Source organism: Kribbella jejuensis (assembly GCF_006715085.1).
Taxonomy (GTDB): Bacteria; Actinomycetota; Actinomycetes; order Propionibacteriales; family Kribbellaceae; genus Kribbella; species Kribbella jejuensis.
This window is the reverse complement of the sequence record NZ_VFMM01000001.1, coordinates 2,765,091-2,791,264: the sequence shown is the minus strand read 5'-3', so window position 1 is coordinate 2,791,264 and position 26,174 is coordinate 2,765,091. Positions and strand designations below refer to the sequence as shown.

At 69.0% G+C, this 26,174-nt stretch carries 25 protein-coding genes; 17 read left to right on the top strand and 8 right to left on the bottom strand.

The genetic code is table 11. From position 1 onward, the window contains the following. The first annotated feature begins 67 nt into the window (after positions 1 to 67). The 5 genes from FB475_RS13755 to FB475_RS13735 all read left to right on the top strand — a co-directional run bounded on the left by FB475_RS13755 (position 68) and on the right by FB475_RS13735 (position 5,417). On the top strand, positions 68 to 991 hold the full coding sequence (locus FB475_RS13755; protein ID WP_141856025.1) for an ABC transporter substrate-binding protein: 924 nt from the start codon (positions 68 to 70) through the stop codon (positions 989 to 991). Further along, positions 988 to 2,328, top strand: coding sequence for an allantoate amidohydrolase (locus tag FB475_RS13750; protein ID WP_141856023.1), 1,341 nt, complete (start codon positions 988 to 990; stop codon positions 2,326 to 2,328). The genes FB475_RS13755 and FB475_RS13750 overlap by 4 nt, the downstream gene beginning before the upstream one ends. Further along, positions 2,325 to 3,659 (top strand): formimidoylglutamate deiminase, encoded by a 1,335-nt coding sequence (locus tag FB475_RS13745; protein ID WP_141856021.1) that lies wholly within the window; start codon positions 2,325 to 2,327, stop codon positions 3,657 to 3,659. Before FB475_RS13750 ends, FB475_RS13745 begins: the two co-directional genes overlap by 4 nt. Further along, complete coding sequence (hutI, locus tag FB475_RS13740; RefSeq protein WP_141856019.1) at positions 3,656 to 4,813, top strand: imidazolonepropionase; 1,158 nt, start codon at positions 3,656 to 3,658, stop codon at positions 4,811 to 4,813. The genes FB475_RS13745 and hutI overlap by 4 nt, the downstream gene beginning before the upstream one ends. A gap of 214 nt (positions 4,814 to 5,027) precedes the next feature. Next, a complete protein-coding gene (locus FB475_RS13735) occupies positions 5,028 to 5,417 on the top strand; it encodes a phosphoribosyltransferase family protein (RefSeq protein WP_272952081.1) in 390 nt (129 codons plus the stop codon). A 61-nt stretch (positions 5,418 to 5,478) separates the two neighbouring features. Here the strand turns inward: FB475_RS13735 and FB475_RS13730 are convergent, their stop codons facing one another. Beyond that, positions 5,479 to 5,940, bottom strand: a complete 462-nt coding sequence (locus FB475_RS13730; RefSeq protein ID WP_141856017.1) for a GNAT family N-acetyltransferase — start codon at positions 5,938 to 5,940, stop codon at positions 5,479 to 5,481. A gap of 233 nt (positions 5,941 to 6,173) precedes the next feature. Here FB475_RS13730 and dnaK point away from each other — a divergent pair, with 233 nt between their 5' ends. The 5 genes from dnaK (at position 6,174) to FB475_RS13705 (ending at position 11,171) form a co-directional block, all read left to right on the top strand. Further along, positions 6,174 to 8,033 (top strand): molecular chaperone DnaK, encoded by a 1,860-nt coding sequence (gene dnaK / locus FB475_RS13725; RefSeq protein WP_141856015.1) that lies wholly within the window; start codon positions 6,174 to 6,176, stop codon positions 8,031 to 8,033. Then, positions 8,030 to 8,767 (top strand): nucleotide exchange factor GrpE, encoded by a 738-nt coding sequence (gene grpE / locus FB475_RS13720; RefSeq protein ID WP_141856013.1) that lies wholly within the window; start codon positions 8,030 to 8,032, stop codon positions 8,765 to 8,767. The genes dnaK and grpE overlap by 4 nt, the downstream gene beginning before the upstream one ends. A gap of 21 nt (positions 8,768 to 8,788) precedes the next feature. Beyond that, on the top strand, positions 8,789 to 9,955 hold the full coding sequence (gene dnaJ / locus FB475_RS13715; protein WP_141856011.1) for a molecular chaperone DnaJ: 1,167 nt from the start codon (positions 8,789 to 8,791) through the stop codon (positions 9,953 to 9,955). Next, the gene (locus FB475_RS13710) at positions 9,955 to 10,410 is read left to right on the top strand and encodes a heat shock protein transcriptional repressor HspR (RefSeq protein WP_141856009.1); all 456 of its coding nucleotides are present in this window, start codon (positions 9,955 to 9,957) and stop codon (positions 10,408 to 10,410) included. Before dnaJ ends, FB475_RS13710 begins: the two co-directional genes overlap by 1 nt. Before the next feature lie 224 nt (positions 10,411 to 10,634). Then, positions 10,635 to 11,171 carry a GNAT family N-acetyltransferase gene (locus FB475_RS13705; RefSeq protein ID WP_141856007.1) on the top strand — a complete coding sequence of 179 codons (537 nt, stop codon included), beginning with the start codon at positions 10,635 to 10,637 and terminating at the stop codon, positions 11,169 to 11,171. On the opposite strand, the gene FB475_RS13700 is transcribed toward FB475_RS13705, so the two are convergent. Beyond that, positions 11,117 to 12,289, bottom strand: a complete 1,173-nt coding sequence (locus tag FB475_RS13700) for a glycosyltransferase 87 family protein (RefSeq protein WP_141856005.1) — start codon at positions 12,287 to 12,289, stop codon at positions 11,117 to 11,119. The genes FB475_RS13705 and FB475_RS13700 overlap by 55 nt on opposite strands. Positions 12,290 to 12,456: 167 nt before the next feature. Between FB475_RS13700 and FB475_RS13695 the strand changes: the two genes are divergently transcribed. From FB475_RS13695 to clpB, 3 genes are all read left to right on the top strand, one after another. After that, entirely contained in the window at positions 12,457 to 14,268 is a 1,812-nt protein-coding gene (locus FB475_RS13695) for a sensor histidine kinase (protein ID WP_141856003.1), read from the top strand. After that, the gene (locus FB475_RS13690) at positions 14,265 to 14,921 is read left to right on the top strand and encodes a response regulator transcription factor (RefSeq protein WP_420359209.1); all 657 of its coding nucleotides are present in this window, start codon (positions 14,265 to 14,267) and stop codon (positions 14,919 to 14,921) included. The genes FB475_RS13695 and FB475_RS13690 overlap by 4 nt, the downstream gene beginning before the upstream one ends. 109 nt (positions 14,922 to 15,030) lie before the next feature. Continuing rightward, the gene (gene clpB / locus FB475_RS13685; RefSeq protein WP_141856001.1) at positions 15,031 to 17,616 is read left to right on the top strand and encodes an ATP-dependent chaperone ClpB; all 2,586 of its coding nucleotides are present in this window, start codon (positions 15,031 to 15,033) and stop codon (positions 17,614 to 17,616) included. A 19-nt stretch (positions 17,617 to 17,635) separates the two neighbouring features. Here clpB and FB475_RS13680 read toward each other — a convergent pair whose 3' ends face one another. Beyond that, positions 17,636 to 18,196, bottom strand: a complete 561-nt coding sequence (locus FB475_RS13680) for a dihydrofolate reductase family protein (RefSeq protein ID WP_141856000.1) — start codon at positions 18,194 to 18,196, stop codon at positions 17,636 to 17,638. Between the two features lie 63 nt (positions 18,197 to 18,259). Here FB475_RS13680 and FB475_RS13675 point away from each other — a divergent pair, with 63 nt between their 5' ends. From FB475_RS13675 to FB475_RS13665, 3 genes are read left to right on the top strand one after another with little or no spacing between them, the layout of a single operon-like run. Continuing rightward, positions 18,260 to 18,844, top strand: coding sequence for a DNA topoisomerase subunit B (locus tag FB475_RS13675; RefSeq protein ID WP_141855998.1), 585 nt, complete (start codon positions 18,260 to 18,262; stop codon positions 18,842 to 18,844). Positions 18,845 to 18,888: 44 nt separating this feature from the next. Further along, the gene (locus tag FB475_RS13670; RefSeq protein WP_141855996.1) at positions 18,889 to 19,341 is read left to right on the top strand and encodes a hypothetical protein; all 453 of its coding nucleotides are present in this window, start codon (positions 18,889 to 18,891) and stop codon (positions 19,339 to 19,341) included. An 11-nt stretch (positions 19,342 to 19,352) separates the two neighbouring features. Next, positions 19,353 to 19,703 carry an ArsC/Spx/MgsR family protein gene (locus FB475_RS13665; RefSeq protein WP_141855995.1) on the top strand — a complete coding sequence of 117 codons (351 nt, stop codon included), beginning with the start codon at positions 19,353 to 19,355 and terminating at the stop codon, positions 19,701 to 19,703. On the opposite strand, the gene FB475_RS13660 is transcribed toward FB475_RS13665, so the two are convergent. Further along, positions 19,700 to 20,848, bottom strand: a complete 1,149-nt coding sequence (locus FB475_RS13660) for a pyridoxal phosphate-dependent aminotransferase (protein WP_141855994.1) — start codon at positions 20,846 to 20,848, stop codon at positions 19,700 to 19,702. The two genes, FB475_RS13665 and FB475_RS13660, sit on opposite strands and share 4 nt — an antisense overlap. 3 nt (positions 20,849 to 20,851) lie before the next feature. Beyond that, a complete protein-coding gene (locus tag FB475_RS13655; RefSeq protein ID WP_141855992.1) occupies positions 20,852 to 21,283 on the bottom strand; it encodes a MarR family winged helix-turn-helix transcriptional regulator in 432 nt (143 codons plus the stop codon). 113 nt (positions 21,284 to 21,396) lie between these two features. On the opposite strand from FB475_RS13655, the gene FB475_RS13650 reads away from it, so the two are divergent. Further along, positions 21,397 to 22,956 (top strand): MFS transporter, encoded by a 1,560-nt coding sequence (locus FB475_RS13650; protein WP_202878320.1) that lies wholly within the window; start codon positions 21,397 to 21,399, stop codon positions 22,954 to 22,956. A 24-nt stretch (positions 22,957 to 22,980) separates the two neighbouring features. On the opposite strand, the gene FB475_RS13645 is transcribed toward FB475_RS13650, so the two are convergent. The 3 genes from FB475_RS13645 to FB475_RS13635 form a co-directional block, all read right to left on the bottom strand. Then, positions 22,981 to 24,906 (bottom strand): glycosyl hydrolase family 28-related protein, encoded by a 1,926-nt coding sequence (locus tag FB475_RS13645; protein ID WP_141855990.1) that lies wholly within the window; start codon positions 24,904 to 24,906, stop codon positions 22,981 to 22,983. Positions 24,907 to 24,978: 72 nt separating this feature from the next. Next, the gene (locus tag FB475_RS13640) at positions 24,979 to 25,407 is read right to left on the bottom strand and encodes a GNAT family N-acetyltransferase (protein WP_141855988.1); all 429 of its coding nucleotides are present in this window, start codon (positions 25,405 to 25,407) and stop codon (positions 24,979 to 24,981) included. A gap of 67 nt (positions 25,408 to 25,474) precedes the next feature. Next, positions 25,475 to 26,167 (bottom strand): FadR/GntR family transcriptional regulator, encoded by a 693-nt coding sequence (locus FB475_RS13635; RefSeq protein WP_141855986.1) that lies wholly within the window; start codon positions 26,165 to 26,167, stop codon positions 25,475 to 25,477. Positions 26,168 to 26,174 lie beyond the last annotated feature (7 nt).

Sequence of the window (26,174 nt, the reverse complement as noted above, 5' to 3'; positions counted from 1 at the left end):
ACCTGATGAACTTGAGATACATCCATCGGCACCGGCCGGTGGCTGAACGAGAACACTGGAGGCTCTCGTGTTGAGATCCACACTCATCCGTACTGCGATCGCCGGCGTGGCGGTGCTCGGCCTGGCCGGCTGTGGGGGTGGGGGCAACCAGCTCGGCAGCGACAACGCGGGGTCCTCGCCCGCACCGTCCAAGGTGACGAGCATCACCGTCGGGTCCGCCGACTTCTCCGAGAGCCAGCTGCTGGCGGAGATCTACGGCCAGGCGCTCGCGGCCAAGGGCATCGACGTGAAGAAGAAGCCGAACATCGGCAACCGCGAGACCTACATGGCCGCGATCAAGGACGGGTCCGTGGACCTGGTGCCGGAGTACACCGGCGCCTCGCTCGCGTACTTCGACAAGAACTCCACGGAGACCGACCCGCAGAAGGCGTACGACGCGCTGAAGAAGGCGCTGACGCCGGGCCTGGAGATCCTGGAGATGTCGCCGGCCACCGACGAGGACACGATCGTGGTCACCAAGCAGACCGCGGACAAGTACGGCCTGAAGTCGATCGGTGACCTGAAGGGCAAGAACCTGGTCGCCGGCGGCAGCTCCGAGTTCAAGGTCCGGACCGCCGGGCTGAAGGGCATGAAGGAGAAGTACGGCGTCGACTTCAAGGACTACAAGACGCTGGACGCGGGTGGCCCGCTGAGCATCAAGGCGCTGGAGGACAACACGATCCAGGTGACCGACCTGTTCACCACGCAGGCCGTGATCAAGGACAAGGGCTGGGTCCAGCTGGAGGACCCGGAGCACATCCTGCCGCCGAACAACATCGTTCCGCTGATCCGGACCGACCACAAGTCCGACGACGTCGTCGCCACGCTGAACGCGGTCGACGCCAAGCTGACCACCGACGCGCTGACCGACCTGGTCAAGCGGATCGACGTCGGCAAGGAGAGCGCGGACGCGGTCGCGAAGGACTGGCTGTCGAAGAACCCACTGTCTTGAGTTTCGAGTCCCTGTGGGCGGACCAGTCCGCCATCGGCCGTGACCCGGAGACAGGCGGCTACACCCGTGGCGGCTACACCCCCACCGAACGCGAGGCGACGCACTGGTTCCTGGACCAGTGCGCCACCCGCAACCTGTCGGTGGAATCCGACGGCATCGGCAACCTCATCGCCTGGTGGGAACCGCGCCGAGAGCCGGCCGACCGGCCGGCTCCCGGCGCGGGCGGTGAACACACCCCGGTCGATGCCGGTGCGGCCTACCGGTCCGGGGTTTCCGACCCGACCCGCCGGTCCGGGGCTTCCTACCCAACCCCGGCCGGGGAGCCGGCCGGAGGGCCGGCTGCCCGGCCGGGAATCGTGACCGGAAGTCATCTGGACTCGGTGATTGATGGTGGGGCTTTTGATGGGCCGCTCGGGGTTGTGTCGGCGCTCGCGGCTGTGGATCGGTTGCGGGCGGAGGGGTTCGAGCCGGGGGTGCCCATCGGGATCGGGGCTTTTGTGGAGGAGGAAGGGTCGCGGTTCGGGATGCCTTGCTTGGGGTCCCGGATCGCGGCTGGGGTCCTGTCTGCGGACAAGGCTCTGCAACTGAAGGACCGCTCAGGTGTCGGGCTCGGGGAAGCGTTGGAGAAGGCGGGGATCGATCCGGCTGGGGTAGGTCCTTCACCGCTCCTGAAGCGGATGGGGACCTTCGTGGAACTGCATGTGGAGCAAGGACGAGGACTCACGGCACCAGTGGGCGTGGCGAGTTCCATCTGGCCGCACGGAAGGTACCGGTTCACATTCGGCGGTGAGGCTAACCACGCGGGTACGACGCTGATGGAGGACCGCCACGACCCGATGCTGACGTACGCGATGACCGCCCTCGCCGCGAACAAACAGGCCCGCCTGGCCGGCGCCCGCGCGACGTTCGGCCGGTTGTCGGTCGAGCCGAACGGCACCAACGCCGTACCGTCCCAGGTCACCGCCTGGCTCGACGCCCGCGCCGCCGACACCGCCACGCTCGAATCGTTGCTCGCAGCAATCACCAAGCAAGCCACCGAACGCGCCGAACGCGACGGCACGACGCTCGAGGTCACCCCCGAATCCGTGTCCCCGATCGTCGACTTCCCGGCCGGCCTGCGGGACCGCCTGGCCGACGTACTCGGCGGCGCCCCGGTGCTGCCGACAGGCGCCGGCCACGACGCGGGCGTGTTCTCCGACGCCGGCATCCCGACCGCGATGCTGTTCGTCCGCAACCCCACCGGCATCTCGCACTCCCCGGCCGAGTACGCCGAAATGGACGACTGCCTCGCCGGCGTCGACGCCCTGGCCGCAGTACTGAAGGACCTCGCGAAGTGACGGCGTACTGGTGCGAGACCGCTCTCCTCCCTGACGGCCTCGCCTCTCGAGTCCTGCTCAGCGTGGACAACGGCCGCTTCACCGGGGTCGAGCCGAACGCCGACCGCGGCGACGCGACCGTCCTGCACGGCCTCGTCGTCCCCGGCCTCGCGAACTGTCACAGCCACGCGTTCCACCGCGCGCTGCGGGGCCGCACGCAGACCGAGCGCGGCACGTTCTGGACGTGGCGCGAGCAGATGTACTCTGTCGCCGCCGCACTCACCCCCGACTCGTACTACGAGCTCGCCAAGGGCGTGTACGGCGAGATGCTGCTCGCCGGCATCACCGCGGTCGGCGAGTTTCACTACCTGCACCATGCTCCGGGCGGCCGGCCGTACGACGACCCGAACGCGATGGGTACGGCGCTGATCGCCGCCGCGCGCGACGTCGGCATCCGGATCGCGCTGCTCGACACCTGTTACGTTGCCGGCGGCATCGATCAGCCGCTCAACGAGGTCCAGCAACGCTTCAGCGACGGCGACGCGAGCGCGTGGGCGTCGCGCGTCGCACGGCTGAGCGGTGCGGACGATGTGGTGATCGGTACGGCAGCGCATTCGATCCGGGGCGTGCCGCGAGACCAGCTCGGCGCGGTCGCGTCGGCGTTTCCCGACGTACCGCTGCACGTCCACCTGTCCGAGCAGGCCGCGGAGAACGAGGCCAGCCTCGCGGCGTACGGGCGGACGCCGACGCAGGTGCTCGACGAGGCCGGATTCCTCAGCGGCCGGACGAGCGCCGTCCATGCGACGCATCTGACGTCCGTCGACATCGGGCTGCTCGGGAGTTCCGCGACGTACTCCTGTTTCTGCCCGACCACCGAACGCGACCTCGCCGACGGCATCGGCCCGTCGGTTCAGCTGCGCGACGCGGGTTCACCGCTGACGCTCGGCTCCGACAGTCACGCGATCATCGACCTCTTCGAGGAAATGCGTGCCGTCGAACTCAACGAGCGCCTGGCCACCCAGGAACGCGGCCACTGGTCCGCCCCCGAACTCCTGAAGGCAGCCACGCGAGACGGCCACCGCTCCCTCGGCTTCGAGGATGCCGGCACAATTCACCCCGGCGCCCGAGCCGACCTGGTAGCAATCCGCACGAACACCGTCCGCACCGCCGGCACGATGCCCACCTCAGGCATCGCGCCCGCCGGCGCGGCCGAAGCGGCTGTCTTCGCGGCAACCGCCGCCGATGTCTCGGATGTCGTCGTCTCCGGGAACCATCTGGTTGCCGATGGCAAGCACATTCGACTGGACGTCGCGGCACAGCTGACCAAATCGATCCAAGCGGTGACCCAATGACGTCGCTCCTCCTGACCGGCATCAGCTCCCTGGTGACCAACGATCCCGCGCACGGGGGGCTGCTGGGTGAGTTGCACGACGCGGCGCTGGTGATCGACGGGCGAACGATCGCCTGGGTCGGATCGCGGCGGGATGCACCGCCTGCCGACAGCGCGCTGGACCTCGGCGGCCGCGCAGTGATCCCCGGCTTCGTCGACTCGCACTCGCACCTCGTCTTCGCCGGCGACCGCGCCGAGGAGTTCGCCGCCCGGATGACCGGTACGCCGTACTCGGCCGGCGGCATCCGCACCACCGTCGCCGCCACCCGCGACGCCACCGACGAACAACTGACCGCCAACGTCGCCCGCCTGGTCACCGAGATGCGCCGCCAGGGCACCACCACGGTCGAGATCAAGTCCGGCTACGGCCTGACCGTGAAGGACGAAGCCCGCGCCCTCCGCATCGCCGGCCAGTTCACCGACGAAACCACCTACCTCGGCGCCCACGTCGTACCAGCCGACCAGGAGCCCGCCGCGTACGTCGACCTGGTCACCGGCCCGATGCTCGACGCCGCCGCCCAGTACTCGAAATGGATCGACGTCTTCGTGGAACGCGGCGCCTTCGACGCAGACCAGGCCCGCACGATCCTCGAAGCCGGAATCGCCCGCGGCCTGCACCCGAGAATCCACGCGAACCAACTTGGCGAAGGCCCCGGCGTCCAACTGGCCGCAGAAGTAGGCGCCGCCGCAGCCGACCACTGCACCTACCTGACCGACGCGGACATAGACGCCCTGGCCTCCACCGGCGTGGTTGCGGGCCTCCTTCCCGCGATCGAGTTCTCCACCAGATCCCCGTACCCCGACGCCCGCCGCCTCCTGGACGCCGGAGTCACCGTTGCCCTGGCCACCGACTGCAACCCAGGCTCCGGCTACTCCTCCTCGATGCCGTTCTGCATCGCACTGGCAGTCCGTGAAATGCACATGACCCCCGCCGAAGCCCTCTGGTCCGCCACCGCCGGCGGCGCGGCTTCCCTCCGCCGCACCGACGTAGGCCACCTGACCCCGGGCGCGCAGGCCGACCTAGCCGTCCTCGAGGCCCCGTCCTACCTCCACCTCGCCTACCGCCCCGCCGTCCCCCTCATAACCCAAACCTTCATCGCCGGCCGCCCCGCGTAGCCCGGACCGCCTGGCGGCCCGCGAAAACCACCTGCGTGATGTGGCGCATCTACTAGATGCTGGAGTCATGGACACAAAGGCGCGGTTGCGTAGTGCGTTTCGGTGGAGCACCGATCGGGGCGTGTGAAGTAGTTACGCCGATCTGACCGGGTGGTGGCGCGATGCTCGGTTGCTCGGGGAGATCGGGCCGGCGTTGGCGGGGCTGTACGACGAGGTGCCGACCGTGGTGTTGGGGCCGGTGTCTCGGGGGTCCCTGGTGGGTGCTTTGACGGCGGCTGCGGTCGGCGTCGGGTTTGTGGAGATGCGGAAGGCTGCTGGGTCGGCGGTTGACAGTGATCGGTGGGTTTCGCGCACCACGGCTCCGGATTACCAGGATCGCCAGCAGGTGTTCGGGTTCCGGCGGCGGCTGGTGCGGCCGGGGGACCGGGTGTTGATGGTCGACGACTGGGCCGACACCGGGGCGACGGCGGTGGTGGCGCGAGCACTGGTCGACGACTGCGGAGCCCGCTGGATCGGCGCAGCCTGCATCGTCGACGGGATGATGGATCCGCGCTTACGGCACGAGTTGCCGCTCCGGGCGCTGCTCGACGTACGGCAGCTGTAGGTCAGCGCGTGCCCTGGCGCAGGGCAGGCGCGTAGGTGCGAGCCGCCGGGACGCCGGCGGCTCAGCCGGTCAGGTCCTTGGACACCAGGGTCGTGAGGGTGCCGTCGGGGAGGCGTTGTTCGGCGACCTTCTGGTAGCCGCGGGCGGTGTGGAAGGCGTGCGCCGGCGTGTCGGTGGGGACCGCCGCGACCACCCGGTCGAACGGCTTCGCGGAGCGTTCGATCGCGCGGTAGACCTTGGTGCCGATGCCCTGGCGGCGGTGTTCGGTGGCGATGACGATCCGGTCGACCAGCAGGAAGCGGTCCGCGTACGTCCGGGTGAACGACTCGAAGGCGAGGCTGTCGTACGCCGATCCGGGGGTGAAGGTGAGGACGAAGCCGGCCGGTCTGCCGTCCAGGTCGACGACGACGGCGTGCGCGGCGATCAGCCGGAGCCAGTCCAGGCGGTCGGCGCCGAGCGGGCCGACCAGGCCCTCGGCGGTGGCGTTCAGCGCGACGACCGCGGCGGCGTCGGCAGCGGTCATCGGGCGGAGTCTCACAGGGCCCAGGATGACATGGTAAACGTTTGCTTCGGGAGGGCTCACCCTGGCCGCACCCTGGTCGCGACCCCGAAATCAGGGGGTGGGCTTGGGAATGACCTGGGGCGTGTGCAATGTTGAGTCAAGTGAACTCAAGTTTGTTCAGTCACGGATTTGAACCGAGGCGGCCGAACAGGCAACATTGAGTCTGCATCACTCAACTTCGTGGAGGTAAGAGCATGGCCCGCGCGGTCGGAATCGATCTCGGTACGACGAACTCCGTCATCGCCGTACTGGAAGGTGGCGAGCCCACCGTCATCCCCAACGCCGAGGGAGCGCGCACGACGCCCTCGGTGGTGGCCTTCGCCAAGAACGGCGAGGTCCTGGTCGGCGAGGTGGCGAAGCGCCAGGCCACCACGAACGTCGACCGCACCATCCGCTCGGTGAAGCGGCACATGGGCGAGAACTGGTCCGTCGACATCGACGGCAAGAAGTTCACCCCGCAGCAGATCAGCGCGTTCGTGCTGCAGAAGCTGAAGCGGGACGCCGAGGCGTACCTCGGGGAGCAGGTCACCGACGCGGTCATCACCGTGCCGGCGTACTTCTCCGACGCGCAGCGCCAGGCGACCAAGGAGGCCGGCGAGATCGCGGGCCTGAAGGTGCACCGGATCGTCAACGAGCCGACCGCGGCCGCGCTCGCGTACGGCCTGGACAAGGGCACCGAGCAGACCATCCTGGTCTTCGACCTCGGTGGCGGTACGTTCGACGTCTCGCTGCTGGAGATCGGCGACGGCGTCTTCGAGGTGAAGGCGACCAGCGGTGACAACCACCTCGGTGGTGACGACTGGGACAACCGGATCGTCCAGTGGCTGGTGACCCAGTTCAAGAACAAGAACGGCACCGACCTGTCCGGCGACAAGATGGCCATGCAGCGGCTGAACGAGGCCGCCGAGAAGGCCAAGATCGAGCTGTCCAGCGCCGCCGAGACCACGATCCACCTGCCGTACCTGAGCCTGACCGAGTCCGGCCCGCTGCACCTGGAGGAGAAGCTCTCCCGGGCCGAGTTCCAGAAGATGACCAACGACCTGCTCGAGCGCGCCCGCGCGCCGTTCAAGGCCGTCATCAAGGACGCCGGTATCGACGTCAGCAAGATCGACCACGTGATCCTGGTCGGCGGTTCGACCCGGATGCCCGCGGTGGCCGACCTGGTCAAGGAGCTGACCGGTGGCAAGGACCCGAACAAGGGCGTGAACCCGGACGAGGTCGTCGCGGTCGGCGCCTCCCTGCAGGCCGGTGTGCTGAAGGGTGAGGTCAAGGACGTCCTGCTGCTCGACGTGACCCCGCTGAGCCTCGGTATCGAGACCAAGGGCGGCGTGTTCACCAAGATCATCGAGCGCAACACCACGATCCCGACCAAGGGTTCGGAGATCTTCACCACGGCCGAGGACAACCAGCCGTCGGTGATGATCCAGGTGTACCAGGGCGAGCGCGAGATGGCCCGCGACAACAAGTCGCTCGGCAACTTCGAGCTGACCGGCCTGCCGCCGGCGCCGCGGAACGTGCCGCAGATCGAGGTCACCTTCGACATCGACGCGAACGGCATCGTGCACGTGAACGCCAAGGACCTGGCCACCGGCAAGGAGCAGCGGATGACCGTCACCGGCGGTTCGGCGCTGCCGAAGGACGACATCGACAAGATGGTCCGCGACGCCGAGCAGTACGCCGAGGAGGACCGCAAGCGCCGCGAGGCGGTGGAGAACCGCAACCAGGCGGAGTCGCTGGTCTACCAGACCGAGAAGTTCCTGCAGGAGAACGAGGACAAGGTTCCCGACGACGTCAAGACCGAGGTCAAGGACGGCATCGCCGAGCTGAAGAAGGCCCTCGAGGGTGAGGACGCCGAGGCGATCAAGGCCGCCTCGGAGAAGCTCGCCCAGTCCAGCCAGAAGATGGGTGCCGCGATGTACGCGAACGCCCAGGCGGCCGGCGGCTCGACCGACGGCGCGACCGCCGACGACGCGAGCTCGAGCAACGACGACGACGTCGTCGACGCCGAGATCGTGGACGAGGACCGGCCGCAGGACAAGACGGAGGACAAGTGACGGATCGACCGACCGGGGCTGAGTTCGGCGACGGCGAGCCCGTCATCCGCGACAAGCGCCGGATCGACCCGGAGACCGGCAAGCTGCGGGAGCCCTCGCAAGGGGCTTCCGCGGCGGGCGGCCCCGGCGACGCCAGTGGCCCGGGTGGCGCCGGTGGGTCTGGTGGCCCCGGTGGCCAGCAGCCGCCGCGGGACCCGTCGGACCTGATCGGTCCGTCGGCCCAGGAGGCCCTGCTGACCGAGGCGCTGTCGGAGCGTACGGCGGACCTGCAGCGACTGCAGGCCGAGTACGTGAACTACAAGCGCCGGGTCGACCGGGACCGCGAGGCGGCCCGCGAGCTGGTGGTCGGCAGCGTGCTCACCGAGCTGCTCGGGATCCTGGACGACATCGGCCGGGCCCGCGAGGCGGGTGAGCTGGAAGGCGCGTTCAAGGCGGTCGCCGAGTCGCTGGAGCGGGTCACCGAGAAGCTCGGCCTGGTGAAGTTCGGCGAGAAGGGCGACACCTTCGACCCGCGGATCCACGAGGCCCTGCTGCACAACTACTCCGACGAGGTCGACGGCCCGACCGCGACGATGATCATGCAACCGGGCTACCGGCTCGGCGAGCGGATCCTGCGGGCGGCCCGGGTGGCCGTGTCGGAGCCGACCGAACAGCTGCCGGCCGACGCCACCAAGGCCGACGTACCGGTGGAGAACATTGATGACGACAAGCCCGCGGACGATTCCGCGGAGTAGCGACGGGAGGGGAGGCGCCAGATGAGCACGAAGGACTGGATCGAGAAGGACTTCTACAAGGTTCTCGGCGTCTCCAAGACCGCCGAGCAGGACGAGATCAAGAAGGCCTACCGCAAGCTCGCGCGGCAGTACCACCCGGACTCCAACGCCGGCGACACCAAGGCGGAGGCCAAGTTCAAGGAGGTCTCCGAGGCGTACGACGTGGTCGGCGACCCCAAGAAGCGCAAGGAGTACGACGAGGCGCGCCGGCTGTTCGGCAGCGGCGGCTTCCGGATGCCGGGTGGTAGTGGCCAGGGCGGCGGCTTCGACTTCAACGTCGGCGACCTGTTCAACCGCGGCGGCCAGGGCGGTGGCAGCGGGCTCGGCGACATCCTGGGCGGGATGTTCGGCGGCGGTGGCCGGACCACGACCACCTCGACGACGGCCCGGCCGCGGCGCGGCCAGGACATCGAGACCGAGGCGACGATCGAGTTCGCCGAGGCCGTGAACGGTGTCACCGTCGGGCTCCGGATGACCAGCGACGAGCCGTGTCCGACCTGTCGCGGTACTGGCGCGAAGTACGGCACCGTGCCCAAGGTCTGCCTGAAGTGCGAAGGCACCGGTATGCAGACCTCGGTCCAGGGCGGCGTGTTCGCGATGACCGAGCCGTGCACCGAGTGCAAGGGCCGCGGTCTGGTCGTCGACCAGCCGTGCGAGACCTGCCACGGCTCCGGCCGCGGCCAGTCGAGCAGGACCATGCAGGTCCGCATCCCCGCGGGCGTGCAGGACGGTCAGCGGATCCGGTTGAAGGGCAAGGGCGCGGCCGGCGAGCGTGGTGGCCCCGCGGGCGACCTGTACGTCACCGTGCACGTGAAGCCGCACCGGATCTTCGGCCGGCAGGGTGAGCACCTGACGCTGAACGTCCCGGTGAGCTTCACCGAGGCGGCGCTGGGTGCCGAGATCAAGGTTCCGACCCTGGACGGCATGCCGGTCACGGTCCGGATCCCGGCCGGTACGGCGAACGGCAGCAAGCTGCGGGTCCGCGGCAAGGGTTCGGTCCGCCGGGACGGGACCAAGGGCGACCTGCTGCTCACCCTCGAGGTGCAGGTACCGCACGAGCTGACCGACGAGCAGAAGGAAAAGCTGCAGGAGTTCAACTCCGCCTCGGAGCATCCTGATCTGCGGGCCGGGTTGTTCGGGAGCGCCTGATGGGTATCCCGTTCAGCCAAGTGCCGACCTGGGACGACCGGACGCCGATCTACGTGATCTCGGTGGCGGCCCAGCTGGCCGGTATGCACCCGCAGACGTTGCGTCAGTACGACCGGCTCGGCCTGGTGGTGCCGAGCCGGGCGTCCGGGCGCGGCCGGCGCTACTCGGCGTACGATGTTGCCAAGCTGCGGTACGTGCAGCATCTCTCCCAGGAAGAAGGCGTCAACCTCGCGGGAATTCGGCATATTCTCGCGCTACAGTCCGAAGTGGAGGACCTGCGAAGGCGGGTCAACCAGCTACTGGCAGAGGTTCAACGCGGTGTCGGCGCCTCCCGGCGTCCCGCCGCCAGCCGGGTCTTCTCGGCCGGCCCCGCCGGCGACGTGATCGCCATGGGCCGGCAGCAGACCACGACCCGGTGGATCCGCACCCAGCCCCTGGAACTCGGCCCTCGCTGATCCTTCGCACAACCTGGCCACCGGAGGCTTTCCGAATTCCACCCCCTCGGGGCTTCCGGCGCGGCGGAGGTTGCCGTTCCCCCATCGGCGCCTCCGCAAGTCGAAGGTGCGCTGTCCCCCCGGCGCCCTTCGGCCACCGCAGGGTGGTCCGTTCCAGGACCGCCCTGCGGTTCCTCATTTCCGGGACCTGTTGTTTGCGTGGAGTAACCGCATACGCTGGCCAGGTGACGCTGAAGCTGGAGACGGACCGGCTCGTGATCCGGGACTGGGAGGAAGACGACGCCGACGCCGCGCTGGAGATCTACGGCTCCGCCGACGTGGCGCCCTGGCTGTCACCGGCCATCGACAAGGTGCCGGACGCCGCGACCATGCGGTTGATCCTGCAGTCCTGGATCGAGGCCCAGCCGAACTTCGTGGTTCCGGCCGGCCGCTGGGCGGTCGCGCGACGCGACGACGGTGAGGTCGTCGGCGCGTTGCTGATCCGGTTGCTCCCGCCGTACGAGGAGGATCTGGAGATCGGCTGGCAGCTGCGGCCGAGCGCCTGGGGTCACGGGTACGCGACCGAGGCGAGCCGCGGGCTGATGCGCTGGGCGTTCAGCGGCGGCGAGGTCGACGAGCTGTTCGCCGTCGCCCGCCCACAGAACACCCGCGCGATCGCGACCGCGAAACGCCTCGGGATGGAGTGGGTCGGCGAGACCGACAAGTACTACGACCTCAATCTCCAGGTGTACCGGATCCGCGCGTCCGAGTTCGCCGACTGAGCGATCAGTCCGGCCGCGCCGAGCAGGTACGCGTTCGCGATCACCGACTGTACGGCGTTGTAGTGGAATTCCTGGTCGTGCGCGAAGGGTAGCCACCACGGCAACCCGGACACGAACACCGCGGTCAGGCCGACCGTCCATGCCGTACGCCACGACAACACCTTGGAGCAGTACGACCAGGTGAGCGCGGCCGCGGGGACGATCCACACCCAGTGACCGGTCCAGGAGATCGGCGAGACCAGCAGACCGGTCAGCGCGGCGACCACGACCGCCTCGAACGGCAGGCCACGGTCGTGCAGCCGACGGGCGATCAACAGTCCGCCGACTCCGACGACGGTTGCCGCAAGCAACCACAGGGGTACGGCGGGACCGCCTGCCAACCGGGCGATCGCGCCGTGCAGCGACTGGTTGCTGATGTAGTGCGCCGGTCCTGGCCTGCTCGGGTCGAAGATGTACCTCGTCCAGAAGTCGATCGTTGCCCGCGGCATCACCGCGTACGCGAGGGCCATCGTCGCGACCGTCGTACCGGCGGCGACGGCGGCCTCGCGGAACCGCCTGGTGATGAGCAGGAAGAGGATGAAGATCCCCGGCGTCAGTTTGATGCCGGTGGCAACGCCAATCAGGACGCCGCGGAACCGGCGCGGCATCGGCCCGACCAGGTCGAGCATCAGCAGCGCGAGCAGTACCAGGTTGACCTGGCCGAGGCCGAACGTGGACCGGACTGGCTCGAACGCCAACGCGGCAAAGGCGATCCCCAGTGCGGTCAGCGGTCCCCAGCGAAGCGCCTTCGCTGTCGTCCAGCCGATCACCAGCAGCGCGGACGCGGACGCGACCGTGATCAGCACCCGGGCGAACCCGATACCGATCGAGAACGGCGCGAACAGCAGCGCGGCGAAGGGCGGGTATGTGAACCCGAGGCCCTGCCCTGGGATGTCGTAGATGTCCTGCCCGTCGACGAACGCACGTGCCGACAGGTAGTACACCCGCAGGTCGCCCATGTTCGCGCTCCATGGGTGCCAGACCAGTAGGCAGAGGGCCGGCAAGATCGTTGCCGTTAGCACCAGCGTCGCGGCCGGCAGGCGCCGTTCGACGCGTTCCTTCTCGAGGTCGATCGTCATGTCCTCGACGATCCCGGCGAGCCACGGTCCGGCACATCGCCGTCAGGAGCCAACCCGGATCACTGCCGCGACCGACTCCGCCGTACCTGACGTTGCACTCACGAGTGACCCGGGTGTCACTCCTGAGAGTGACGGCGTGCGGCCGTTCCGCATCGCACAATGGGGTCGTGCAGCGGCTGTGGCGATCATTCTGGCCGGACGTCGCGTTCGCGGTGGCCGGCCTCGTCAGCCTGCAACCGCGGGCGACGGACGGAAGCGCCCGCGGCTGGCCGGACGCGCCGCTGTGGCTCCGCCTGGTGCTGATGGTGGTGCCCCTGCTGATCGCGGTCCGCCGGATCGAGCCCGCGGTGGCGCTGCCTGGCCTGATCGGTGGCGCCTACCTGGCCGGCCTCCTCGGCCAGCCGGACTGGTTCCTGCTGGCCGGGTCCGTGCTCGCCCTGTGGTCGCTGGCCGGTCGCTGCCGGGTCCCGACGGTGCTCGCCGTGGCCGGCTTGTCGGCCGCACTGCCGCTGCTGCTGAATCAGCTCCGCGGCACCCTGATGCGGTTCATCTACGCGCCGTCGGACGAGGGTTACAACTACCTCAGCATCCATGGATGGCAACGCTGGCAGGCGATTCTCGTGGTCGTTGTCGCGCTCGTGTTCCTGGTGATCCGCCGGCGCAGCTGGGCGCAGGCCGTCACCGCGACGGAGCGACTGGACGACCTGCGAGAGTTCCTGCGCGGGCCGCAGTACAACCACCACCGCGACGTACTGCTGGCTGTTGCCGCGTGCGGACTGGTGCTGACCGAGATCGGCCAGGACCTGATCGAGGGCAACTGGTGGAGCGCCCCGCACTGGATGCCCTACGCCGTGGCATACGCCTCCCTGGTTCTCGTACTGCGACGTGTGCCGGCGCTGCCCGTGGTGATCCTGGCGGTCGCCGCCCTGATCGCGAACTGGCAGGCGTCCACGCCGATCCTGACCCTGTACTGCGCCTTCGGTCTCTCGCTGTACCGGTTGGTCGTGCTGCCGGCCCGCAATCAGAGCCTGCGCTGGACGGTGCCCACAGCAATCACTGTGCTCGCCGCGATGCCGCTGATCACCTGGCGGATGCGGTACCCGGTGATGGCGCAGATCTTCCCGCGGATCAAGCACAGCATCCTCGATCAGCGGGCAGACGGCATCCTCCACAACTCGGACTACGAGGCGATCGTCAGGCACCAGTGGCCGATCAGCTTCGCGCTGACGTTGCTGCTGCCGATCTGCGCCGGCATCGCGTTCCGCCTGTACCGGCGCAACGTGCAGGCCGCACAGCGTGAGGCCGAGCTCGAACAGGCCGCGACCGAACGCGAAGCGGCCCGGGTCGTGCTGACCGAGCGTTCGTACATCGCCCGCGACCTGCACGACGTCGTCGCGCACGCGGTGAACCTGATGGTGATCCAGGCCGAGACCGGGCCGGACCTGGTACGGCGCGGCGAGGACGACGTACTCGCCGGGTTCCAGCGGATCGGGGACGCGGGACGGCGGGCGCTGAGCGAGCTGGACCGGTTGTTGTCGGCGCTGCGGGACGCGGACGGCGTACCGGATCCGCAGCTGGCGCCGCAGCCTGGTCTGGCCGATCTGTCACAGTTGGTGACGGATGTGTCGGACGGTCATCTCCCGATCGCGCTCGACGTCTCGGGTGATCCGGTCGGTCCGCCCGAGGGGCAGCAGCTGGCGGCGTACCGGCTGGTGCAGGAGGCGTTGACGAACGTCGTACGGCACGCGAAGGCGTCGGCGGCGCAGGTACTGGTACGGGTCGAGGACGCGGGGGTGTGGGTCGAGGTGACCGACGACGGGAGCGGGTTCGACGTGGCGGCGGCCGCGCGCGGGACCCGGCACGGGCTGGCCGGGATGCGCGAACGGGTCCGGATCGAGGGCGGCACGCTGGACGTCCGGAGTACGCCGGGAGCGGGAACGACCGTCGCCGCCTGGTTTCCGGTCGGAGGCGGAAGGTGAACCCGATCAAGGTGATGGTCGTCGACGACCAGGATCTGGTCCGGGACGGGATCGCGATGATCCTGGACGGGCAGCCGGACATCGAGGTGGTCGCGCAGGCGACCGACGGCGCGGACGCGGTCCGGCAGGCGGCCGCGATCCTGGACCTGGCCGTCGTCCTGATGGACGTCCGGATGCCGGTGATGGACGGGATCGAGGCGACCCGGCGGCTGGCCGGCGGTCCGCGGGTGGTGATCCTGACCACGTTCGACCTGGACGAATACGTGTATGACGCGCTCCGCGCCGGGGCGAGCGGCTTCCTGTTGAAGCGGTCGTCCCGCGACGAGCTGATCAACGCGGTCCGGGTGATCGCGGCCGGCGACGCGCTGCTGGCCCCGCCGGTCACCCGGCGGCTGATCGACCGGTTCGCCGAGAACCAGGTCGACACCGAGACCGTCGCCAAGCTCGACGCTCTCACCGCGCGTGAGCGGGAGATCCTCGTCCTGGTCGCGAAGGGCAACTCGAACGCCGAGATCGCCGCCGAACTCCACCTCACCGAGCACACGGTCAAGACCCACGTCAGCCGGATGCTCGCCAAGACCGGCGCCCGCGACCGGGTCCAGGCCGTCATCCTCGCCTACAACACCGGCCTGGTCACCGCCGGCCGCGGTTGAGAACCCTGGTTCAGCCCTGAAAATATCCAGAGTTGAGTGGAATGGACTCAAGTTTGGATAGGTTGTGTCTAGTGACTGTTGTTGCTGGAACTGGAAAGGCTGGAACTAGATGGACGTTCAGCGGTTGACGACCCTGGCCCGGGAAACCCTGTCGGTCGCGATCCGTCAGACCTCCGCGGCGGGTAACCCGACCGTGGAACCGATTCACCTGCTGTCCGCGCTGCTCGCGCAGCCCGAGGGCACCACGATCGGTCTGCTCGAGGCGGCCGGTGGCGACCTCGACGCGGTCCGCCGCAAGACCGCCGAGCAGCTGAGCCGGCTGCCGAAGGCGAGCGGTGGCAGCGTGCAGGCGCCCAGCCTGTCGCCGAAGACCGGTGACGTGCTGAACCAGGCGGAGCAGCGGGCGCTCGGACTGGGTGACGAGTACGTGTCCACCGAGCATCTGCTGATCGCGCTCGCGACCGTCGAGACGCCGGCCCGGTCCGCGCTCGGTGTGACCGCGGACGCGCTGCTGAAGGCGTTCGACGAGATGCGCGGCAATCGCCGGATCACCTCGCCGGAGGCCGAAGGCACCACCAAGACGCTGGAGAAGTACGGCGTCGACCTGACCGAGCGGGCCCGCGACGGCAAGCTCGACCCGGTGATCGGCCGGGACTCCGAGATCCGGCGGGTGGTGCAGGTGCTGTCGCGCCGGACCAAGAACAACCCGGTGCTGATCGGTGAGCCCGGCGTCGGCAAGACCGCCGTTGTCGAGGGGCTGGCCCAGCGGATCATCGCGGGCGACGTCCCCGAGTCGCTGCGCGGCCGCCGGCTGATCAGTCTCGACCTCGGCGCGATGGTCGCGGGTGCGAAGTACCGCGGTGAGTTCGAGGAGCGGCTGAAGGCCGTGCTGACCGAGATCAAGGAGTCCGACGGTCAGATCATCACGTTCATCGACGAGCTGCACACGGTCGTCGGCGCCGGCGCGTCCGGTGAGGGCGCGATGGACGCCGGCAACATGCTGAAGCCGATGCTGGCCCGCGGCGAGCTGCGGATGATCGGTGCGACCACGCTGGACGAGTACCGGACGCGGATCGAGAAGGACCCGGCCCTGGAGCGCCGGTTCCAGCAGGTGTTCGTGGGTGAGCCTTCGGTCGAGGACTCGATCGCGATCCTGCGTGGCCTGAAGGAGCGGTACGAGGCGCACCACAAGGTCGCGATCTCCGACTCCGCGCTGGTGGCCGCGGCGACCCTGTCGAACCGGTACATCAGCGGCCGGCAGCTGCCGGACAAGGCGATCGACCTGGTCGACGAGGCCGCATCCCGGCTGCGGATGGAGATCGACTCCTCCCCGGTCGAGATCGACTCGCTGCGGCGTACCGTCGATCGGCTGAAGATGGAGGAGCTCGCGCTGTCCCGCGAGGAGGATGCCTCGTCGCAGGAGCGGCTGGAGCGGCTGCGCGCCGACCTCGCCGACCGCGAGGAGGAGCTGCGGGCGCTCGAGGCCCGGTGGGAGCGGGAGAAGTCCGGCCTGAACCGGGTCGGCGAGATCAAGGAGCGGATCGACGAGCTCCGCGGGCAGGCCGAACGCGCCCAGCGCGACGGTGACCTGGAGACCGCGTCCCGGTTGCTGTACGGCGAGATCCCGCAGCTCACCAAGGAGCTCGAGGAGGCCGCCGACGCCGAGGAAGAGGTTGCCGAGGGCCCCGAAGCGATGGTGAACGAGGAGGTCGGCCCGACCGAGATCGCCGAGGTGATCGCGATGTGGACCGGCATCCCGACCGGCCGGCTGCTGGAGGGCGAGACCGGCAAGCTGCTCCGGATGGAGGACGAGCTCGGTCACCGGCTGATCGGCCAGCGCACCGCGGTCAAGGCCGTGAGCGACGCCGTCCGCCGGGCCCGCGCGGGTATCTCGGACCCGGACCGGCCGACCGGTTCGTTCCTGTTCCTCGGTCCGACCGGTGTCGGCAAGACCGAGCTGGCCAAGGCGCTCGCCGACTTCCTGTTCGACGACGAGCGGGCGATGGTCCGCATCGACATGTCGGAGTACAGCGAGAAGCACAGCGTCGCGCGGCTCGTCGGTGCCCCGCCCGGGTACGTCGGGTACGAAGAGGGCGGTCAGCTGACCGAAGCGGTCCGCCGGCGTCCGTACTCGGTGATCCTGCTCGACGAGGTGGAGAAGGCGCACCCCGAGGTCTTCGACATCCTGCTGCAGGTGCTCGACGACGGGCGGCTGACCGACGGCCAGGGCCGGACGGTCGACTTCCGCAACGTGATCCTGATCCTGACCAGCAACCTCGGCTCGGCGTACCTGGCCGACATGTCGCTGGACGACAAGGTCAAGCGGGACCAGGTGATGGCGGTCGTACGGACGTCGTTCAAGCCGGAGTTCATCAACCGGCTGGACGAGATCGTGCTGTTCGACGCGCTCGGCAGCGAGGAGCTGACGCAGATCGTCGGCCTGCAGATCGACAGCCTGCAGCGGCGGCTCACCGACCGGCGGATCACGCTGGACGTCGACGAGGGCGCGATGGAGTGGCTGGCGATGACCGGGTACGACCCGGTCTACGGCGCCCGTCCGCTGCGCCGGCTGGTGCAGTCCGCGATCGGCGACGAGCTCGCCCGCAGCCTGCTGGACGGCAGGGTCCGCGACGGCGAGACCGTACGCGTGACCCTCAACGAGGCCAAGGACGCGTTGGAAGTCTCAGCCGCATGACCTCACAGGGGCCCGGTTCTCACCGGGCCCCTTTCTCGTAGCTGAGGGCGATGACGCCGCTGTCGAGGGTGCGCCGGCCGGTGAGCTTCCACTCGGTGCGCGGACCTTCCAGCTTCGCGCCGACGCCGAGCACGAGCGGGTGCACCATCAGGTCCAGCTCGTCGACCAGGCCGTTCTGCAGCAGGCTGTGCAGCAGCGTCGGGTTGCCGTACATCATGATGTCGCCGCCGTCCTCCGCCTTGATCCGCTTGAGCGCCGTAATCGTGTCGCCCTCCAGGAGGGTCGCGTTCCAGGTCAGTTCGGTGCCGGCCAAGGTGCTGGAGGCAACAAGTTTGGGCAGCTCGCGCAGGCGGTCGGCGTACGGGCCGTCCGCGTCGCCGAAGCCGGCCGCGAACAGCTCATAGGTACGCCGTCCGCACAGGAAGTAGTCGCACGAGGCGAGTTTCTCGATCGACAGCCGGATCGCCTCCTCCTGGAAGTACGGCTGCGCCCAGCCACCGAACGGCGTACCGCCGAAGCCGCCCGGGTCCTCGACCACCCCGTCGAGGGTGATCAAAGTCGATGCGATGAGCTTGCGCATGATTCTCCTCTCGTCAGCTGTGTAGACCGGCCGTACGGCGAAAGGAATCGGGGAGAATGGACCGTGACTTCACGGGCTGACTGGATCAACACGACCCACGACTGGGCGGCCTCGGTCGACCGGGCACATCTGGAGGCGATCCGCGCGGATCCGGGCCGGTACGCGCCCGGCGGGGTGCGGCATCTGCTGCTCGAGGTGCTCGCGTACCCGGAGGACGAGGCGGAGTCGATCGGCGAGCGTGGGCGGTGCACCGTCGAGCTGCAGGCCGACGGCTCGGTCGCGGTCACCGACTACGGGCGGGGGACCGATACACGCGTCGACGAGCACGGGAACGTCGTGAAGAAGCCGGTGATGGCGACCAAGGACCTCCGTTTCTTCGACGACGCGTCCGCCCCGCTGTTGCCCGATGGGCACCCGCGGCGCGGGATGTCGGTGGTCGCGGCCATGAGCCAGTGGCTCGTCCACACGAACCGCCGGACGAACGGGTCGTGGACCCAGCGGTACGAGTACGGCGTACCGGTGACCGGGCTGGAGCCGCTCGAGTCGGACGGAACCACCGGCACGACCGTGCACTTCCTGCCCGCCGCGCACCTCGCGCCACTGGACGGGTTCCGGCACCTCGACATTTCCGTGGTCCGGCTTGGGTGATCTGGCAGGATCGGGGGATACGGGGGGTCGTGGAAGGAACGTCGATGACAGGGCAGCGCGGTGACGAGCCGGGGCCGTACAGCGGGTTGTTCGGTGGCGTTCCGGATTCGTACGGCTACCGAGAGCTCGTCACTCCGAAACAGGTGACGGTCGCATCGGTCATCGCGGGCGGGCTCGGCGTGTTGTGCCTCCTGCTGGCGGCCCTCGCCCTCACGTCGGCCGGCGGCCAGATCTCCGAGGTCCTCACCGGCTCCCGCGGCAACACCCCGGTCGCGGTCGCGGCCGCGCTGGTGTGCGCGGTGCTCTACCTGGTCCCCGCCGTCTACATCCGCAAGCGCTCCGCCTGGGCCCGCTACCTGCTCGTCGCGGTAGCCGCCATGGGCATCGCGGGCGGCCTGATGGCCCTCCCGGCGAGCCTGCTGGGGCTGGCGATCCACGTAGCTCTGCTGACCCTTATGCTCCAACGCCCCACCAAGCTCTGGTTCCACCACCACTGAGGGAGACGTCCGTGGAGATCTGGATCAACCCGGCCTGCTCGAAATGCCGCGCCGCCACCAAGGCCCTCGACGAGGCCGGCGTGACCTACACGGTACGTCGCTACCTCGACGACCCGCCCACCCCCGAAGAACTCGACGCCGTCCTCACCCGCCTGAACCTCGACCCCTGGCACGTGGTCCGCCACAACGAGCCAGCCGCCGAATCCGTCCGCGACCTCCCCCGCGACGCCGCCCACCGCACCGCCTGGATCGAAGCCATGGTCGCCGACCCCATCCTCATCCAACGGCCGATCATCACCGCCGACGACCAAACCACCGCGATAGCCCGCGACCCCGAAACCCTCGCGAAGTTCCTGTCCTAGAGCTGCTTGAGGCGGGTCAGGGCTTCTTGGAGGATGCCGGGTTGTTTGCAGAAGGCCCAGCGGACCAGGGGTTGGCCGACTGATTGGTGGTCGTAGAAGACTTGGGTGGGGATGGCTACGACGCCGGCCTTTTCGGGGAGTTGGCGGCAGAAGGTGATGCCGTCGGTGTGGCCGAGGGGACGGATGTCGGTGGTGACGAAGTAGGTCGCGGCGGGGCGGTGGACCTCGAAGCCGAGGGTGGCCAGGCCGTCGCAGAGCAGGTCGCGGCGGGCGCGGAGGTCGGCGCACAGCGTCTCGTAGTAGTCGTTGCCTAGGGCAAGAGCATTGGCGACCGCGGGCTGGAACGGCGCGCCCGAGGTGTACGTCAGGAACTGCTTCGCCGTCGTCACGGCGGTCACCACCTCGGGCGATCCGGTCACCCAACCGATCTTCCAGCCGGTGACCGCGAACGTCTTCCCGGCGCTGCTGATCGAGACGGTCCGCTCCGCCATCCCGTCGTACGTCGCCAGCGGCCGGTGCGTGCCGTCGTACACCAGATGCTCGTAGACCTCGTCGGTGATGACGACCAGGTCGTGTTCCACGGCGACGTCGCGGATACCGCGGAGTTCTTCGTCCGTGAGCACGGTGCCGGTCGGGTTGTGCGGGGAGTTGATCAGCAGCACCTTCGTCCGCGGCGTGACGGCGGCCCGGAGCTCGTCGAGATCCAGCCGGTACGCCGGGGCGCGCAGCGTGACCGGGACCCGCCGGCCGCCGGCGAAGGCGATGCCGGCCGCGTACGAGTCGTAGTACGGCTCGAGCGCGATCACCTCGTCGCCCGGTTCGACGAATGCGAGCAGCCCGGCCGCGATCGCCTCGGTCGCTCCGGTGGTGACGAGAACCTGCGTGTCCGGGTCGTACGTGAGCCCGTAGAACCGCTGCTGGTGATCGGCGATCGCCTGCCGGAGCGCCGGTACGCCGCGAGCGGGCGGGTACTGGTTCGCGCCAGTTCGGATCGCCGCGATCGCGTCCTCGAGCAGCGAGTCCGGCCCGTCCCGGTCCGGGAAGCCCTGTCCCAGGTTCACCGACCCGGTCGCGACCGCGAGCGCGGACATCTCCGCGAAGATCGTCGTACCCAGCCCGTCCAACCGCTCAGCGTGTGCGCGCATCGTCTAACCCTCGACGGCCGTGACCATGTGTGCAAGCCAGGCGCGCGCGGTGGCGCGGTCGGTCGTGCTGAAGGCGGCCTCGAGTTCGTTCTCGACCTTGCGGATCGCGGGGGCCGCCTCGGCCAGCCGGCGGCGGCCGCCCTCGGTCAGGTGGACCTGCTGGGTACGGCGGTCCTTCGGGTTTGGGCGCCGCTCGACCAGCCCGGCGCGCTCCATTCCGGTGATCAGCTCGTTCGCGGACTGCCGCGTCGTCCCGACCACGCGCCCGACCTCGGCGACGGTCAGGCCCGGATCCTTCCGGACGCAGAGCAACGTCCCGTACTGCTGCACCGACAAGCCGTGCTCGTCGAGCGCCTCGGCGAGCACCGAGCGCATGCTCAGCCAGGCGTGCCGGACCAGGAACGTCACACACCCGTCGTCCTCGTAGGAGTCCATGCGCTCCATTCTGCCGGTCGCGCCAGGGAGAACGCGAAAAGATGATTGACAGGTTCCTGTCAATCTATCATGATGGAGTTCTCGTCAGGGTCCTGACAATTATAGGAGACTTCGTGTCCACCATCGACCCTTCCCAGAATCCAAGCCAACAACGCCGCATTCTTGGCATCCTCGTCGTCTCGGCCGTGCTCATCTGGATCGACTCGACCGTTCTCGGTATCGCTCTCGAACGCCTCGCCGACCCCGTCGACGGGCTCGGCGCCACCCCCGGCCAGCTCCAGTGGGCGGTCGGCATCTACTCACTGCTGTTCGCGACCGCACTGTTCCTCGCCGGCGCGCTCGGCGACCGGTACGGCCATCGCACCGTGCTGATGATCGGTCTGCTGGTCTTCGGCGGCGCGTCCGCCTGGGCCGCCTGGGCGACGGATCCGGTCGGCCTGATCCTGGCCCGCGCGACCATGGGGCTCGGCGGCGCACTGATCATGCCGACCTCGATGGCGATCATCGGCTGGACCTTCCCGCCGGAACGCCGAGCCGGCGCGATCGCGATCTGGTCCTCCTCCGCGGGTCTCGGAGTCGCCGTCGGCCCGGTGCTCGGCGGTCTGCTGATCGACCACTTCTGGTGGGGGTCGGTGTTCACCATCAACCTGCCGATCGTCGCGTTCGGCGTGATCGGCGCGGCCCTCGTCCTCCCGAACCCGCGCAGCCCGCAGCGCCGCCGCCTCGACCCGATCGGCCTCGGCCTGTCCACGCTCGGTCTGCTCGGTCTGTCGTACGGGCTGATCGAAGGCGGTCACCAGGGCGGCTGGGACCGCTGGCAGGTGTGGGCCAGCATCGGCGCCGGCCTCCTCCTGCTCGCCGGATTCCTGTTCTCCGAATGGCGTGAGCACCAGCCGAGCTTCGACCCGCGGCTGTTCCGCAACCGCCGGTTCTCGGCCGGAAACTTCGCGCTCTCCGCGGTCTTCCTGACCCTCACCGGGCAGAGCTTCTACCTGGCGTTCTACCTCCAGGGCGCCCGCGGGATGACGGCTCTCCACGCCGGCCTGATGTCGTTGCCCAGCGCAATGGGTGTGATGCTCGGGTCACCACTCGGCGCGAGACTCGCCGCGCGCCTGGGCGTCGCCAAGGTCTCCGGTACGGCGATCCTCACGCTCGCGGCGTGCTTCGCCGCCAACCTGCTGTACGACGTGAACACCTCGTTGGTCCTGATCGGCGTCGTCGGCGGCCTGGCCGGTCTCGCGATCGGGATGACCGTCGCGCCGACCACCGCGGCCGTGATGGCGACGCTCCCGATGGACCGGATCGGCGCCGGCTCGGCGGTCAACAACGCCCTGCGCCAGGTCGGCAGCGTGCTCGGCGTCGCCGTACTCGGGACCGTGGTGTCCTCGACGTACCAGCACCGGATCGCACCTGCGCTGGCCGGCCTGCCGAACCGGGACGCCATCGGTACGTCGGCCGAGACGACCCGGCACGCGGCCGCCGTACTGCACCGTCCCGACCTGGTGCAAACCGCGAACGACACGTTCGTCCACGCGATGCATGTCGCGGCCGTGGTCGCCGCGGGCTTCGTACTCACCGGCGCGATCGTGCTCGCGCTCGCATTCCGGACTGCCAGGCCATCACAATCGGCCGCCGCGGGCCCGGCTGAGCGGGAGCCCGCCGGCATCGGCTGATCGTGATGGCCTGGGGATCCGCTATCACCCCCAGGGCGACGGCGGCGGTGGTGGCACGACGGTGGGCCGGTCCTCGCACCAGCTCGCGCCGGTCCAGCCGCCGTCGTTGCCGCCCAGGTCGCGGGCCTCGAACTCCGGCGGGCCGTTGAAGTGGAACGTCCCGCAGTTGTTCACGAACGGCGCGCCGACGTTCCGCGCGTCGACGTTCTCGAACGTCGCCCAGCCACCGACCCGGGCGTTCACCACGTTCGTCCCGGTGCCGTCGACGTGGATGTTGCGGACGGCAACTCCTGTGATCGCGTAGTCGTCCTTCACCGGCCAGTCGACGACGAACATCATCGCGTTGTACGTCGAGTCCAGGAACGAGCTGTCGGTGATCTCGATCGTGGCGGACATCGAGGACTGCAACGCGTACAGCCAGATCGCGCCGAGGCCGATGTTCCAGTTCAGGTCGCGTGGACCGCCGCGGACGGTGGTGTTCCGCGCGAACGTGAGCGTTCCTTCGAACGGTGTCGCGTTGAACCGGGAACCGGCGTGCAACGTGCTGCCCTCGCGGATCGGGTCCGCGACCAGGTTGTCGGTGACCGCGTTGTCCCGGCCGCCGTAGATCGCGATGTCGTTCGCGAGTACGGGCGTCTGCACGGTGTTGTGGTCGTAGACGTTGTCGTGGTCGGCCAGGTTCTCCGACCACATCGCCATACCGTCGTCGCCGCTGTTCCGGATGAAGTTGTTGGTCGCCCGGACGTTGGACACACCCATGTGCAGGTTGATGCCGTCGGCAATCGAGTCGGTGATCACGTTGTTCCGGATCAGCAGGCCGTTGAGTGGGCCGTCCAGCCAGATCCCGACCTTGGTGTGGTGCAGGTACAGGTTCTCGATCGTCGAGCCGCCGCCGATCGCGCCGCCGATCCCGTTCACCTGGTCGGTGTCGATCCGCTCGCGGACGTCACTCTCGATCGCGAAGTCGGACAGGTGGACATCGGTGCTGCCGGTGTACTTGCCGTAGAAGCCCGGCGCGCTGTGCGTCGACCTGTCCGGCGCGGGCTCGGCCAGCGGCAGAACCTTGCCCTTGATGATCGTCCACCAGTTGCCCGCACCGCGGATCGTGACCTGGTCGACGACGATGTGGCGGTTCACCTGGTACGTGCCCGCGGGGATGAACACCGACCAGCCGAGCTTCTTCGCGGCGGCGATCGTCGCCTCGATCGCGAGTGCCGCGTCGCGATGGCCGGTCGGGTCGGCGCCGAACAGGCGTACGTCGAGCGACCGCTTCGGCTGCTCGAGCGGCGCCTGGACGAGCTCGAAGTCCGCGACGTCGAGGACGGTCCAGGCCGCGGGCGTGTCCCGCGGTACGGCGAACCGCACGCGGTCGCCGGCCTGGTACGTGTGGCCTAGCAGCACTCGCTGTTCGTCGTAGAAGTGGTTCGGGCGGAACGGCTTCGTGACCGGGTCGGGCTCCGGTTTCCACCAGCCCGGGATCGGGTCGACGTTCGGGTCGTTCGAGAACGGATACATCCCGTAGAGCCAGGCGTACTGCGACGTCAGTGTCATCGTGCGCTTGTGCTTGCCGTTGACCGTGACGTCGAGCGGCGCGGTGATGCCGCCGCCGGTCGGTGCGTCCGGGATGCTGTAGCGCAGGGTGAAGGCGTTCGCGGGGCGGGTCAGGGTGAATTCGACGTACTGCTTGGGTTGCAGGCGTACGGCGGTGCGGTTGGAGGCCTCGGCGGGCAGCGTGTACGCCTCCCGTCCCGGGCCGATCCGCTCGCCGGTGAAGGTTGCGTTCTCCGCCTCCTGCTCGACGAACGGTACGTCGGCGCCGCGGCCTGCGACGAGTGCTGGATCGAGGCCGGCGCGGGTGATGCGTGGGGGTGTGGCGGCTGTCGCCGGCTGGGCTGTGGTGCCGAGGAGCGCGAGCGTGAACGCGACCGCGAGCAGGCGTGAACGGGACATTGGCGGATCCCCTCCGTGACGAAGTGTCTGGAGGTTATGCAGCCGACGCCGTTAGCGCAAGATCTCGACAGGTTACGGAAATTTTCTCACCATGAAGACGTCTACTGGGTCTTCGCTCTCGACCACGAACCCGTGCCGTTCGTACAGCTTCCGCGCCGCGCTCCCTTGGAGGACGTTCAGCCGGACGGGCGCCTGCGTGCTCTCCAGGACAGTTCTGAGGACAGCGGTGCCAAGCCCTTTGCCCTGGTGGAGCGGGGCCAGGTAGAAGTGCTCGAGCCAGACGTCGTCAGTAGTCGGGCGCATGGTGACGGAGCCGGCCAGTTCGCCGTCGACCTCGATGATTCGGGTGTGGGTCGGTGCGAAGCCGTCGCGGAGGCGTTGGCGGACCCGGTGTTCGTCGTAGCGGCCCAGGCGTTCGAGGTCGGCGCGCATGACGACGGCACGGAGCTCGGCGAGCGGCTCCACGTCAGCCGGGGTCGCCGGGCGGAGGGTCCAGTTCATGCCAGGCCTTGGTTCGGTGTGAACGGTCCAATGCACCCGGGTTTCGGCCGGATGTGGAGGGTTCGGCTCATGCGGGTTTTGGTTCGGGGCGGAGGGCTCGGAGCCATAGTTCGGTGCGGGCGATGTGGGCGGAGGCGGCGGTGGCGGCGGCGGCCGGGTCGCGGGACTGGATGGCGGCGAGGATCTCGCGGTGGCCGCGGTCGCTGGTCTGTTTGATCGCGTCGAAGTCCGCGCCGGGCTCGAAGATCCGGTAGTGCCCGCCGCGGCCCCGGATCACCTCGGTGAGCGCGGTGACGGTCGGGTTGCCGCCGGCGCTGCAGATCAGGCCGTGGAACTCGGCATCCAGGTGCTGGATCTCGGTCGCGTCGGTGGTCGACTCCAGCCGGTCGAGTACGGCGCTCAACCGGTCCGCGAGCTCCGGATCCTGCCGTGCCGCGGCCAACGAGGTCGCGTGCGACTCGAGCACCCGCCGTACCTCCAGCAGCTCGAGCACTCCCTCGAGCGGGATCAGCTCGACCGACAACGAGAAGCGGCTGATGATCGCCGCCGGGTCGAGCGCGGACACGTACGTCCCCGAGCCGTGCCGCGACTCGATCACGCCGAGCGCGCCGAGCGACCGGACCGCCTCTCGCAGCGAGCTCCGCGACACCCCCAGGTGCTCGCACAACTCCGGCTCCGGCGGAAACTTCGCCCCCGGCCCGAGCTCGCCGGACGCGATCATCTGCCGCAACCCAGCCAGCGCCTTGTCCGTAGCAGCCATCTCTCAC

What these genes read in the sequence shown, in the direction of transcription:
- FB475_RS13680 (WP_141856000.1), bottom strand. Translation starts at nt 18,196, where the DNA reads ATGCGCAAGCTCATCGCATCGACTTTGATCACCCTCGACGGGGTGGTC.
- FB475_RS13635 (WP_141855986.1), bottom strand. Translation starts at nt 26,167, where the DNA reads ATGGCTGCTACGGACAAGGCGCTGGCTGGGTTGCGGCAGATGATCGCG.
- FB475_RS13670 (WP_141855996.1), top strand. Translation starts at nt 18,889, where the DNA reads ATGACAGGGCAGCGCGGTGACGAGCCGGGGCCGTACAGCGGGTTGTTC.
- FB475_RS13660 (WP_141855994.1), bottom strand. Translation starts at nt 20,848, where the DNA reads ATGCGCGCACACGCTGAGCGGTTGGACGGGCTGGGTACGACGATCTTC.
- FB475_RS13655 (WP_141855992.1), bottom strand. Translation starts at nt 21,283, where the DNA reads ATGGACTCCTACGAGGACGACGGGTGTGTGACGTTCCTGGTCCGGCAC.
- FB475_RS13700 (WP_141856005.1), bottom strand. Translation starts at nt 12,289, where the DNA reads ATGACGATCGACCTCGAGAAGGAACGCGTCGAACGGCGCCTGCCGGCC.
- dnaJ (WP_141856011.1), top strand. Translation starts at nt 8,789, where the DNA reads ATGAGCACGAAGGACTGGATCGAGAAGGACTTCTACAAGGTTCTCGGC.
- hutI (WP_141856019.1), top strand. Translation starts at nt 3,656, where the DNA reads ATGACGTCGCTCCTCCTGACCGGCATCAGCTCCCTGGTGACCAACGAT.
- clpB (WP_141856001.1), top strand. Translation starts at nt 15,031, where the DNA reads ATGGACGTTCAGCGGTTGACGACCCTGGCCCGGGAAACCCTGTCGGTC.
- FB475_RS13710 (WP_141856009.1), top strand. Translation starts at nt 9,955, where the DNA reads ATGGGTATCCCGTTCAGCCAAGTGCCGACCTGGGACGACCGGACGCCG.
- FB475_RS13640 (WP_141855988.1), bottom strand. Translation starts at nt 25,407, where the DNA reads ATGAACTGGACCCTCCGCCCGGCGACCCCGGCTGACGTGGAGCCGCTC.
- FB475_RS13730 (WP_141856017.1), bottom strand. Translation starts at nt 5,940, where the DNA reads ATGACCGCTGCCGACGCCGCCGCGGTCGTCGCGCTGAACGCCACCGCC.
- dnaK (WP_141856015.1), top strand. Translation starts at nt 6,174, where the DNA reads ATGGCCCGCGCGGTCGGAATCGATCTCGGTACGACGAACTCCGTCATC.
- FB475_RS13645 (WP_141855990.1), bottom strand. Translation starts at nt 24,906, where the DNA reads ATGTCCCGTTCACGCCTGCTCGCGGTCGCGTTCACGCTCGCGCTCCTC.